Source organism: Amycolatopsis sp. NPDC004772, assembly GCF_053601215.1.
In genome coordinates, this window is the sequence record NZ_JBSGBK010000020.1 from 51,284 (window position 1) to 64,531 (window position 13,248).

Sequence of the window (13,248 nt, forward strand, 5' to 3'; positions counted from 1 at the left end):
ATGTGCGGTCATGAAGCTGAACAGCACTCCCGGCGAACCTTCCTGAACGTGGCGACAGCGGCCCTGACGGTGGGGGCGGCGGCCATCGCGGTGCCCGGCACCGCGAGCGCCTCTCCGGCTCGCCGCCGCGTGCCGCTCGAGAAGATCAGCATCCAGCTCTACTCCCTCCGGTCGCTGCTGCAGGACGACCCGGAAGGCACGCTCTCCGCGCTGGCCGACATCGGCTACCGGAAGGTCGAGCTGGCCGGGACCTACGGCCGCAGCGCCGCCGAGTTCCGCGCCATCCTCGACCGCTGCCACCTCAAGGCGTCCTCGACGCACGTCGGCATCGACGGCGACCTGAACCAGACCATCGCCGACGCGAAGATCCTCGGCAACACCCTCGCCAACGTGCCGTACGCGAACTTCGCCACCATCGCCGAGTGGGAGGCCTTCGCGGGCCGCCTGAACACCGCCGCGACGGCGTTCCGGAAGGCCGGGATCGCGCTCGGCTACCACAACCACAACCACGAGTTCGCCCCGATCGGCGGCGTGCGGCCCTACGACGTCCTGACCGCGAAGACCGACAAGCGGACCGTCCACCTCGAGATCGACCTGTTCTGGGCGGTGACCGGCGGCGCCGATCCGGTGCAGCTGTTCCGGCAGCACTACCCGCGGGTGACGCAATACCACGTCAAGGACCGGACCGCGGACGGGCAGATGACCGACCCCGGCACCGGCGTGATCGACTTCCGGCGCATCTTCGCCGCGTCCTGTCACCACATCCGCGAGTTCATCGTCGAGCACGACCAGCCGGCCGATCCGCTCAGCACGGCGAAGGTCGGGTTCGAATACCTCCGCACCGTCCGGTTCTGAGAGCCCCGGGGGACTCGACATGCGAGTATCACGTCGGTCGATGCTGGCCGGAACCGCCGCGGGTGTGCTCGCGCCCGCGGTCGGGGCGGCCGATGCGGCCTTCGCCGCGGGGCTGACCCGCCAGATCACCATCTACGCCGAAGCCCTGCCCGGCGGCCTCTACGGCTACGGCCTCGAGCCGGGCAAGGCCACCATCCCGGGGCCGCTGCTGGAGGTCTACGAGGGCGACACCCTCGAGATCGAACTGGTCAACCGGACCGACAAACGGCTGTCGATCCACCCGCACGGCGTCATCTACGACACCGCGTCGGACGGCGCCCCGCTCAACGCGTCCTTCAACAACCCCGGCGAGACGCGCAAGTACACCTGGCGCACGCGAGCCCGGTACGACGCCGGCGGCGGGTTCTGGATGCCCGGCAGCGCCGGCTACTGGCACTACCACGACCACGCCATGGGCACCGACCACGGCACCGCCGGCCTCGCCCGCGGGCTGTACGGCGGGCTGATCGTCCGCAAGCGCGGCGACCTGCTGCCCAGCAAGCAGTACACGGTCGTGTTCAACGAAATGCTGATCAACCACGCGATGGCGCCCGACACGCCGATGTTCGAGGCTCGCCTCGGCGAGCGCGTCGAGTGGGTCTGCATCGGGTACGGCAGCCTGCCGCACACGTTCCACCTGCACGGGCACCGCTGGGCCGATACCCGGACCGGGATGCTCGGCAGCGCCGCTGACAACGTTGCCATCGTCGACAACAAGAACCTCGACCCGGGCAGCTCGTTCGGGTTCCAGGTGATCGCCGGCGAAGGTTCCGGGCCCGGGGCGTGGATGTACCACTGCCACGTCCAGACCCATTCCGACGGCGGCATGGTGGGGCTCTTCCTGGTCCGCAACCCCGACGGCAGCCTGCCCGACGGCGCGCAGGACGCGATCGACCGGTTCAAGGAGCACGGCCACACCGGGCACGGCCTGAGCCCGGACGCCGGGACGCACTCGTGATGAGGAGGGGAGTCATGAAACGACGATGGTTCGGCAGGCGCGGCGCGGTCGTGCTCGCCATCGGCTCGGTCCTCGCGGCCGGGGCATCGCTGCTGGCGATGCCCGTGGCCGCGGCGGCCCCCGCGGCGAACGTGCCGGTGAACGTGCTGGTCTTCCACGGCGCCGCGGCCGGTCAGAAGGACCCGGTGCTCCGCGCGGCGGACGCGATCGCGCGGCTGGGCGGGGACAACGGCATCACGGTGACGGCGTCGCAGGATCCCGCCGTCTTCAGCACCGCCAACCTGGCCCGCTACCGCGGTGTCGTCTTCCTGTCCGCGCAGGGCGTCACGCTCAGCCGGGACCAGGAAGGCGCGCTGCAGGCGTACATGAAGGCGGGTGGCGGCTTCCTCGGCATCTCCGACGCCGCCCGCGCGCAGGACTCGTCGCAGTGGTTCACCGGCCTGATCGGGGCGCGCCCGGTCGGGGCGCGGCTCACCCCCGAAGCGGTCGCGTCGGTGACCGCGAGCGGGGAGAACCCGCCCAACGAAACCAAGGAGAAACTGGCCGACAACAACGAGAACACGAAGTGGCTGACGTTCGCGACGACCGGCTGGGCCGCCTACAAGATGGCCACCCCGGTCGCGATCAGCAGCTACTCGCTGACCTCGGCGAACGACTTCCCGGGCCGGAACCCGAAGAACTGGACGCTGCAGGGGTCCGCGGACGGCAGCACCTGGACCGACCTGGACACCCGGGCGAACGAGACGTTCACCGAGCCGTTCCAGACCCGGACGTTCACCTTCGCCAACACCACGGTCTACCCGAACTACCGGCTGAACATCACCGCGAACGCCGGTGAGCCGATCATCCAGCTGGCGGACCTCAAGCTGTTCAAGGACACCTCGACCACCCCGCCGCCGCCCGAGCCGGCGCCGCAGCAGGCCGTCGTCGACGTCCTCGACGCGAAGCACCCGGCCACCAAGGGGCTGCCGCAGAACTGGACGCGCACCGACCGCTGGCTCAACTGGGAGACCAATCCGGTCGGCACCGTCCACCCCGTCGCGCAGGTCGAGGAGAAGGGCTACCAGCCGGGCGTCGGCGCGAACGGCCCGTTCCACCCGATCTCCTGGTGCCGCGACTACGACGGCGGCCGCTCCTTCTACACCGGCATGGGCCGCACCGAGGGCTCCTACGGCGAAGGGCAGTTCCGCGACCACCTGCTCGGCGCCCTGCGCTGGACCACCGGCATGGTCCGCGGCGACTGCCAGGCCGGGATCGCGGCGAACTACAAGGTGGAGAAGCTGACCGGCAAGAACGCGGCCGGGCAGCTCGACCAGATCGGCGAGCCGCACGGGCTGACCATCGCCCCGGACGGCAAGGTGTTCTACATCGGCAAGGCGGCCTGCCCGACCGGGCCGGTGGTCAGCTGGGACGACCCGAACGTCGGCCTCGGCTGCGGCACGATCCACCAGTGGGACCCGGCCACCAAGAAGGTCAAGCTGCTCACCACGTTGCGGGTGATGGGCAACCGCGGCAGCGGCGACGAGCTGGTCAAGAACGAAGAGGGCCTGCTCGGGATGGTGCTGGACCCGAAGTTCACCGAGAACGGCTTCTTCTACGCCTATTGGATGCCGCACGAGTCGATCGACCGCGACAAGCGGATCGGGAAGCGCACGATCTCGCGGTTCACCTACGACGCGGGCGCGCAGACGATCGACCAGGCCACCCGCAAGGACCTGCTGTCCTGGGACGTGCAGATCCACAGCTGCTGCCACGCCGGCGGCGGCATGGCGTTCGACAAGGACGGCAACCTCTACGTCGGGTCCGGGGACAACAACTCCTCGGGCGGGTCGAACGGGTACTCGGGCAACAACTGGACCCTCGACTACAAGGGCCTGTCGTTCCAGGACGCGCGCCGCACGGCGGGCAACACGAACGACCTCGGCGGCAAGATCCTGCGGATCCACCCGGAGGCGAACGGGACGTACACCATCCCGCAGGGCAACCTGTTCCCGAGCGGGCCGGCGGACAAGACCCGCCCGGAGATCTACGTGATGGGCGTCCGCAACATCTCGCGGCTGCAGATCGACCCGGTGCACAACTGGCTGACCGCGGGCTGGGTCGGCCCGGACGCGCCGTCGCCGAGCCCGGAGCTCGGGCCGGCGAAGTACGAGACGGCCACGATCATCACCGAGGCGGGCAACCACGGCTGGCCGTACTGCATGGGCAACCGGCAGCCCTACCGCGACCGCAGCAGCACCAACGCCGCGGAACTCACCGGCTGGTACGACTGCGACCACCCGGTGAACACCTCGCCGCGCAACACCGGCCTGGTGACGCTGCCGCCGATCAAGGACAACATGATCTGGTACTCGCCGGACGGCGGCGGCCCGGTCTTCCCGAAGCGGCCGGGTTCGTCGATCCCGACGTACAACGCGGCGGACGCCACCTACACCCAGCCGTACCTGCGGGGCGGCGGCCAGGCCGTCATGTCCGGGCCGACCTACCACCGCTCGCTGGTCAACACGAACAGCGGCGTCGCGTGGCCGGAGTACTGGGACAACAAGTGGTTCATCGCCGACGAGGCCAACTCGCAGAACCGCGTCGCGGTGGCGGTCGACCCGGCGGGCGTGCCGACGCACCAGCCGCCGGTGTTCGCCGAGACGTTCCGGCAGATCATCCCGGGCGGCTCGGGGGACACCCGGGTGCAGAGCTGGATGGACGCCAAGTTCGGGCCGGACGGCGCGCTGTACGTGCTCGACTACGGCAACGGCTTCTTCTCCCTGGACGCCAACCAGAAGCTGCTGAAGATCAGCTACACCGGCGGTGCGCCGACGCCCGCTCCTGCGGCGTCGTCGACCATGGTGCAGAACAAGGCGCTGACGGCGGCGTTCACCGGGTCGAAGTCCGGTGGCGTGTCCTACCGGTGGGAGTTCGGCGACGGCTCGGTGTCCACCCAGGCCGACCCGCGGCACACCTACCCGCGGACCGGGATCTTCACCGCCAAGCTCACCGTGACCTACGCGGACGGCGAGGCGGTGACGACCCGGGCGTCGGTGAACGTCGGCTGCGCGGTGGCCGATCCGAGTCCGGTGGTGACCTTGGGCGACACCGTCACGAAGGTGGTCAACCGCAACGCCGGCGGTGGCTGCACGGTGGACGACTTCCTCGACGACGAAGGCACGTGGAGCACGCACGCGGCGTTCGTCAACCACGTCGAGCAGGCCACCGAGACGCTGTCGGACCTCGGGGTGCTCGACGACGCCGAGGTGGCGGAGCTGAACGCGGCCGCCGAGGCGTCACCGATCGGGAAACCGGGGACCACCGGCTACGAGGCGCTCTTCGACGGCACAGCCGCGTCGCTGCGGGCCTGGGAACAGGCCCCTTCGGGGCAGTTCACGCTGCAACCCGACGGGTCCATCCGCTCGGCCGGCGGGCTGGGCATGCTCTGGTACGCCCAGCGGCAGTTCGGCGACTTCTCGGTGAAGGTGCAGTTCAAGGACATCGCCCCGGATGGCTTCCGGGCCAACAGCGGCGTGTTCGTCCGGTTCCCGGACCCGCGGACCCCCCTCGACCAGCGGCCGCCGGGCAGCTGCGGCACGGTCGGGTCGGCGCGGACGTCGCAGGCGTGGGTCGCGATCTACTGCGGCCACGAGATCCAGATCTACGACGGCGACACCGGCGAGCCGCAGAAGACCGGGTCGGTCTACAACTTCGACCCGCGCCCGCTCGACCAGGCGGGCGCGCGGCCGAAGGGGACGTGGAACGAGTACGAGATCAAGGTCGTCGGGCAGCACTACACGATGATCCGCAACGGCGTGGTGATCAACGAGTTCGACAACACGCCGGGCCAGCAGTCGTCGCGGGCGGGTGACCCGCCGACCGACCTGCGGCAGTTCGTCAGCGGGTTCATCGGGCTGCAGAACCACAGCGACAACGACCTGATCGAGTTCCGCAACATCCGGGTGCGGCAGCTGTAGGTCTGCCGCGGCCGTCGTGAGTGGTAAGGCGGGTTCTAACCCGCCTTACCACTCACGAGGCCCACTTCAGGAAGGGTTCCCCGCGATGTCCCCACGACTGATCGCCCTGCTGCTGACCGCGTTCCTGGCGCTGCTCGGGCTGGCGACGCCCGCGGCGGCGGCCCCGGTCCAGACGCTGACCTGGACCGGGAACAACAGCACCACCGAGTACGCCTCCGCGCCGACCGGCGCCCTGCCCGGCGAGACCACCATCGTCTTCGAGAACAGCGAAGCCACCGGCAACACGACCGGGATGTCGCACACCCTGACCTTCGACACGACGACGCCGGGCTACAACCACGACGTCTCGCTCAACATCCTGGCCAATCCGTTCGACCCGCAGGACGGCCGGCACGAAGCCGTCGTGACGCTGACACCGGGCAAGTACCGGTACTACTGCACGATTCCCGGGCACACGGCGATGGTGGGGGAGTTCGTCGTCTCCGACGGCACCGGCGACACGACCCCGCCGACCGTGACCGCTGCCGTGACGGGGGATCGCGACCCGTCCGGCAATTACGTCGGCTCCGCCACGGTGGCGCTTTCGGCGACCGACGCGGGCTCCGGCGTCGCCGCGGTCGAATACCAGCTCGACGGCGGCACCTGGACGGCGTACTCGGCGCCGGTGGTGGTTTCCGCCGCGGGCATGCACATGCTGCACTACCGCGCCCGCGACGTCGCCGGGAACACGTCGGAAGAAGGGATGGCGCACTTCACGGTCGTCGCACGGCCGGGGGACACGACGGCGCCCGCGGTGAGCGCGGCGATCACCGGCACCCAGGACACGGCGGGCAACTACCTCGACGCCGCGACGGCGCGGATCACGGCCACGGACGCGGATTCCGGCGTGGCTTCGGTGGAGTACCAGCTGGACGGCGGGGCCTGGACGGCTTACACCGCGCCGGTGGTGGTTTCCGCTGCCGGCACGCACATGCTGCACTACCGGGCCACCGACGTCGCCGGGAACGTGTCGCCGGAGGGCATGGCCCACTTCACGGTGGTCCGCAGCGACACGACACCGCCGACGGTGTCGGCCTCGGTGGCCGGCACGCAGGACGCCGACGGCAGCTACGTCGGCAAGGCGACGGTCACGGTGACGGCTGCGGACGCGGGGTCCGGGGTCGCCGCCGTCGAGTACAAAGCGGACGGTGGGGCGTGGACGGCCTACACGGCACCGGTTCCGGTGTCCGCGGCAGGGGCGCACACGGTGGGCTACCGCGCTCGGGACGTCGCCGGCAACGCATCCGCGGAGGGTTCGGTGTCGTTCACCGTGGTCGCCGGCGGGGACACGACGGCACCTTCGGTCGCGCTCCAGGTCACCGGCAAGCAGGACGGCGGCTGGAACTACGTGGGCTCGGCGACCGTGACGGTGACGGCCTCGGACACCGAGTCCGGAGTGGGCTTCGTCGAGTACAAAGTGGACGGCGCGGCGTGGACCAGGTACGCGGCGCCGGTGGTCGTATCGGCGCTGGGGGCGCACACCGTGCGGGCCCGGGCCACGGACGTCGCCGGGAACGTCTCGGCCGAGATCTCGGGAGCGTTCACGGTGGTCGCGGCCGCGCCGCCGCCGGACGCCTGCCCGGTGTCGGACACCCGCGAGACGGCGGTGATCGGCGGGGTCGACAGCCAGGTGGCGAACATCGACATCGGCAACGGCTGCACGATCAACGACGTCATCGACGAGAACGCGGAGTACGCATCGCACGACAGGTTCGTGAAGCACGTGAAGGCGGTGACGCAGGAACTGGTGGCCAACGGCGTCTTGTCACCTGGCGACCGCAACCGCATCGTGACGGCGGCAATCGACTCCGACGTCGGCGGCGGCGGTTCGGCACCGGCGGACGGGGGTGAGCGGAAAGCCTCGGCTCGCGCCTAGGGCAAGAGTGCGGGATGCCCGCGTTGACCCGCGTCCTCGGAGCGGTGACGGCCGCGTACAGCGCCACGATCATCGCCGCGCCGCGCGTATTGGCCAAACCATGCGGCTTGACGACCCCGGCCGGCGGCGTCACCGCGGGCGTCCGCACCTTGATCGCCGGAATCGGCGCCCGCGACGCGGCGATCGGTTTGGCGATGTTGCTGGCACCGGAGGGCAAGCCGCTTCAGGTGGCGTTGGCGGCGAGGGTGGCTTCCGATGCGGCGGATGCGGTGGTGTTCGGGACCGGTTTGCCGGATCGTTCGGCGCGGGCGAAGGTGGCGGGTTTCGCGGCCGGGTGGGCGGCGTTGTGTGCGTTGTCGGCGGTGGTCCGCTGACGGAGGCTGTCGTGCGGCCGGGCCAATTGCCGGTGCCGGGCGGTGACGCCGGGGTCGGCCATTCCGACCAAGGCAAGCTGCTGGTCAGTGATTCTTGGTGCTACAGGTGACAATGGTTGACGCGTTGGCGCCGCTGGTACCGCGAGGGGGAAAGGCGATCTGGGTGTCCACGAGATTGCCGTCCGGGTCGACGATGCTGCAGCTGGCGCCACTTGGCATGGTCGAGACGACGGTAAGCGTAAGAGAACCGGCCCGGACCCTGTCGGTGTTGCCGCCGTTGGTGAGGTCGAGCTTGCCGTCGCTGTCTTCGGAGACCCAAGAGGCGCTGATGTTTCCAGTGGCACCGACAATGTAGTCGACCGGAGGCGGTCCACTGGGGAGTTCGACGACCAAGAGGACACCGGCGGAGATGGCGAGGGCGGCCGCGCCGATGCCGACGTACAGCAGAGTCCGGTATTGGCGGGACGACGCGGCGGCGGTCTGTGGCTGTTCGGCGTCGTGCTCGGTCATGGCAATTGCTCCTTCGCTCCTGGCGGCATCGTCGTGAGGACGTGTGACGTTACGAAATTCGGGTTGTCGAGCCGGGGCTGCGCTGCGTACCAGGACCGGCGAATCGATGCGCAAGAACGCGGAGAAATGTCCTATATTATACTAATTGTCTCCCTGGTGGTGTTGAGAGACGCTCCTCTGACAGGCACTTTTGCGGTGAATACCCCTCTTGGTCTATATCCTTCCGTGGCCTGATCGGACAGGGTGATCACGGGTTCGTCGGGGGCCCGGCTGTGTGCTGGTGCTCTTGGGCGAGGGGGATCTCGTGCGTTGTTTTGGTGCGCGTTGGCGCGCTTTTTTGGTGTGCGTTGCCGTCGGTGCCGGGGCCGTGGTGGCGGTCGGATCGGCTCATGCCGACACACCCCGGGTCGTTCCGGGTTCGGCTCCAGACGAGGTCACTGCCGCGGCATACGCCCGGGAGGGCAACAAGCCGGTCGAGGTGAGCTCGGAGACGACCGAGACGTCGCAGACCATGGCGAATCCGGATGGCTCGTGGAGGATGACGCAGTACGTCCACCCTGTTCGGGTGAAGCAGGCCGGTACGTGGACGCCGGTCGACACCACGCTGGTGCGCCGCGCGGACGGGACGATTGCGCCCAAGGCGGTCACGATCGACGTCAAGCTCAATCCCGGCGGAACCGGCTCCGCGGCTGTACCCATCGCACAGGCGGGGCAGGACAGCAAAGAGGTCGGCCTGAAGTGGACGGGCGACCTGCCGGTCCCGGCGCTCAACGGCGACACCGCCACCTACGCGGAAGTGCTCCCCGGCGTCGATCTGACGGTGAAGGCGGCCGCTGAAGGGTTCGAGGAGAACCTGGTCATCAGGACACCGGAGGCGGCGAAAAACCCGCAGCTGAGGCAGATTCCGTTTGGTCTGCACACCCGCAACACAACCGTCACCGTCGCCGAAGGTGAAGGCCGTGGCACGCCCGCGCAAGCGAGTCCGACCGATGCGCTCGAGGTCAAGGACACGGCCGGTGGGGTCGTCTTCTCGGGTGAGGCGTCGCGGATGTGGGACTCCACCGGGGATGGTTCGCCTGCCGAGCAGCAGCTCGGAGAGGGTGGAGGCCGTCGTGAGGCTGTGATGGGAGTCTCCCTCGGACCCGACAAGGTGACCATTACGCCGGACCAAGCCTTCTTGCAAGATCCGGCGACGCGCTACCCGGTGTCGCTGGATCCGGGCTACTGGTGTGGCTCGTGCGACAACCAGGCGCATGTGGTGGTCCAGTCCGGCTACCGGGACGCGCACAACTGGAACGCGACCGGCGGGGATCTGTCGAACCTGAAGGCCGGTTTCGAGGACTTCGACACTGCCGGGACGTCGCGGTCCTACCTCCAGATGAACTCCGCGCGTCTCGGTGGCACGGTGGTGCACAGCGCCACGCTGAACACCAAGGTCCAACACAGCGCCAAGTGCGACGGGTACGCCAAGCCGACCGGGTTGTGGTTGTCGAATGCCGCCTCGCCGGAGACGACGTGGGCTGCGCAGCCGGGCTGGGGTTACCAGGTCTCGACGATGAACACCACGAACTGCCATGACGCAGCGGGCGTATCGGGTGAGTTCGACGCCACGCGCGCGGCGAAGGATGCTGCGGCGAACCGTTGGCAGAGCACGTGGTTCGTGCTCGCAGCCGCCAATGAAGGTGATGGGGTGGCGGCGTGGCGGCGTTTCGACCTGAACCCGTACTTCGCGGTGAACTACGACTCCTACCCGAACCCGCCAGCGGCCCTGTCGATGCAGAACGGGACACTGCCGTGTACGTCGGGGCCGAACCGGCCGTGGGTGTCCACGAAGACGCCGCAGGTCGCCGGCCAAGTGTCGGACCCGGACGGTGGCACCGTCTACGGGAAGTTCGCCCTTGCCTACGGCGCGCTCGGCCACAACGTCTACGTCCACGAAAACGCCGCCAACCTCGTCCCGGTGGGCACGGCGGGACCGAACCAGCAGGCGACCGCGCAGCTGGCCGCGGTTCCTCCGGGGTGGATCAACGAAGACGGCATCTACAACTGGTCGATGCAGGCCTACGACGGTGAGCTGTGGTCGAACTGGGTCGGCAACTGCGAATTCACCGTGGACACCAAGGTGCCGGTGCCGCCGGCGCTGGCGATGGCGTCGTGGACCGATCCGAAGGTTCAAGGCGATGCGGTGGAGTTCGACGTGTGGACCGGCATGGCCACCGAGAACCTCTACGACATCGATCACTTCATCTACACCACCGATGGTTCCGAACCCCAGACCCAGGGCTCGCCGACCGCGCCGGCCACCCAAGGCGTCGACGCCAACGGCAAGATGGTCGCCACGACGGCGATCAAGGTCGTGGCGGCCAACGGCAACCAGAACCTGATCAAGGTGAAGTCGGTGAACAAGGCCGGCATGCCCAGCCCCAACGCGACCTGCGTGGTGCTCGCCGACTCCAACCCGGCGCTGGACGGACCGTCCTGCTCCTACCACGTCCAGCCGCTCACCCCCGGCAAGAACCTGGTCGCGGCCTGGGGCGCTGACGAGTCGTCGGGCACGACCTTGATCGACAGTGCGTCGTCGACACCGGACAACGCGACACTGGCCACCCACCCGGCAACGACGTCCGGCGGCGTGAGCCGAGGTGCGGGCTACAACCACGGCACCAGTTGGACCCACCCCGACAGCAGCGGCTACAGCGACGGCGTGAAGGGTGCAATCGGCCTCGACGGCACCAGCGGCTACGCCCAGGCCGGTGATCGGGTGCTCGATGCCTCGAAGTCGTTCACGGTGGCGGCCTGGGCGAAGCTCACCGATACGACGCATTCGCAGACCGTGCTTGCCCAGGACGGTCCTCAGTCGATGTCGTTCGCACTGCAGTACAACAAGGAAAGCAATGCGTGGGCCTTCCGGATCACGGCGGGTGATTCGGCCACACCGGCGGCCGCCTGGGCTTTTGCGAGCAGACCGCCCCAAGCCGGGGTGTGGACGCATGTGGCGGGGACGTATGACGCCTCGACGGAGGTTGCCACGCTCTACGTCGACGGAGCCAAACAGAGCACGGTGATCGCCCACCCCTGGGCCGCGACCGGAGCGATGGTGCTGGGTGCGACGAAGTGGTCCGGCGCTCGCGTTGACCTCTTCCACGGGGCACTCGATGACCTGCAGGTGTGGCAGCGGGCGCTGTCCGGGCCGGACGTCCACGACCTGGCCGGAACGGCAGTTCCGTTGGCTGCGTACGGCTTGGCGGAGGGCTGCGGCCCGGAGCTGACCGCGGCGCCCTCACGGGTCCCGTCGTTGCGAGCAGGCTGGTCGTTCGGGGAAAGCAGTGGCAACCTGGCCACGGACGCCACACAGCGCGGCAATGACATCACCCTGACCGGCAGCTACGTGCGGGTTTCCGGGCGCGGCGGCGGGCTCCAGCTGGATGGAACGACGGCCTACGGAACCACTACCAGACCGGTCACCAACACCGCCGCGTCCTTCACGGTGTCCGCATGGGTCAATCCGGCTGACCTCAACGCCAATTACACCGTGTTGTCGCAAGCGGGCGCTAATGCACCGGCGTTCGTGCTCCGCTACGACAAGGGCCTGAACCGCTGGGCGTTCGGCATGAACCCGGCTGACGACGCCGCGGCAACGACCAGCTGGGCGGTTGGCATGACGACCCCGGCGGCCGGTGTCTGGACGTTGCTTACCGGCACGTTCGACCAGGCGACGATGCGGCTGAGCCTGCACGTCAACGGCCGGCACGAGGCGAGCGTCGGGCTCCCGCAGGCTTGGACGGCGAACGGGTCCCTGTACGTCGGAGCCGAACAGACAGCTCGCAACCCGTTCAAGGGCATCGTCGACGAAGCCCGCGTGTGGGGCAGGGTCCTCACCGACGACCAGATCGCTGCTCTGAGGCCGTTCGCTTACTACGACTCGGTCGGCCAGGCGGAGGGCACCGCCTCGGGGGCGGCTTCACTCGGGGTGGAGACCGGTGCGGCCGGCAATCCGACGGCGTGCGCCGCTCAGTTCTCCATCAATGGCGGCGAAGTCGCGACCACGAGGCCGGCCAACCTGCGGACCGACAAGTCCTTCACAGTGGAAGCCTGGGTGAAGCACACCTGGACCGCAGCGGATGTGGCGGCGAACGGACCGGTCGACACGTCGCCCCGTGCGGTCGTCACGGCCTCCGATCCGCAGTTCTCGCCCTTCCTGCTCGGCTACCGGCCATGGGCAGATGCGTCCGGGACCCTGCACGGCCGGTGGAGCTTCTTGATCCCGCCCTACGCGACTTCAGGCAACGACGGCAGGTTCGCCCTCAGCGATGCCGAAGCCGCGGACAACACTTGGACGCATCTGGTCGCCACGTACGACGCCGCCACCGGCTACCTGGCGCTGTTCGTCAATGGGACGAAGCAGAACTTCTTCGTCAACACACCTGATGGCAGTGGAGTCACCGCTCGGGATACGGGCGCGTCCCTCGTTCTCGGTCACGGGGTGTGGACGGGGCTGCGCAGCGATGTCTGGTATGGCGGTCTGGCCGGTGTTCGTGTTTACGGCGGGTTGCTCGATTCGGCCGGCATCCGGAGGGACAGGATCCTCGACGACCCCGGCAATCTCTTCGGCGTCTTCCACTAGCTCGATTCCGGCTT

The 13,248-nt window shown here is 68.9% G+C and carries 7 protein-coding genes; 6 read left to right on the forward strand and 1 reads right to left on the reverse strand.

What is annotated here, in order from left to right; genetic code table 11:
* The 5 genes from ACWEF6_RS15075 (at window position 1) to ACWEF6_RS15095 (ending at window position 8,100) form a co-directional block, all read left to right on the forward strand.
* Window positions 1-855 carry a TIM barrel protein gene (locus ACWEF6_RS15075; protein WP_449683450.1) on the forward strand — a complete coding sequence of 285 codons (855 nt, stop codon included), beginning with the start codon at window positions 1-3 and terminating at the stop codon, window positions 853-855.
* 19 nt (window positions 856-874) lie between these two features.
* Window positions 875-1,852 (forward strand): multicopper oxidase domain-containing protein, encoded by a 978-nt coding sequence (locus ACWEF6_RS15080; RefSeq protein ID WP_449683451.1) that lies wholly within the window; start codon window positions 875-877, stop codon window positions 1,850-1,852.
* Window positions 1,852-5,811: a ThuA domain-containing protein gene (locus ACWEF6_RS15085; RefSeq protein WP_449683452.1), complete on the forward strand. Its 3,960-nt coding sequence runs from the start codon at window positions 1,852-1,854 to the stop codon at window positions 5,809-5,811. The genes ACWEF6_RS15080 and ACWEF6_RS15085 overlap by 1 nt, the downstream gene beginning before the upstream one ends.
* Window positions 5,812-5,896: 85 nt before the next feature.
* A complete protein-coding gene (locus ACWEF6_RS15090; protein ID WP_449683453.1) occupies window positions 5,897-7,726 on the forward strand; it encodes an OmpL47-type beta-barrel domain-containing protein in 1,830 nt (609 codons plus the stop codon).
* 44 nt (window positions 7,727-7,770) lie between these two features.
* On the forward strand, window positions 7,771-8,100 hold the full coding sequence (locus ACWEF6_RS15095; RefSeq protein ID WP_449683454.1) for a hypothetical protein: 330 nt from the start codon (window positions 7,771-7,773) through the stop codon (window positions 8,098-8,100).
* An 84-nt stretch (window positions 8,101-8,184) separates the two neighbouring features.
* Here the strand turns inward: ACWEF6_RS15095 and ACWEF6_RS15100 are convergent, their stop codons facing one another.
* Window positions 8,185-8,610, reverse strand: a complete 426-nt coding sequence (locus tag ACWEF6_RS15100; protein ID WP_449683455.1) for a hypothetical protein — start codon at window positions 8,608-8,610, stop codon at window positions 8,185-8,187.
* Between the two features lie 274 nt (window positions 8,611-8,884).
* Here ACWEF6_RS15100 and ACWEF6_RS15105 point away from each other — a divergent pair, with 274 nt between their 5' ends.
* Window positions 8,885-13,234 (forward strand): LamG-like jellyroll fold domain-containing protein, encoded by a 4,350-nt coding sequence (locus tag ACWEF6_RS15105; RefSeq protein WP_449683456.1) that lies wholly within the window; start codon window positions 8,885-8,887, stop codon window positions 13,232-13,234.
* The last annotated feature ends 14 nt before the right edge of the window (window positions 13,235-13,248 follow it).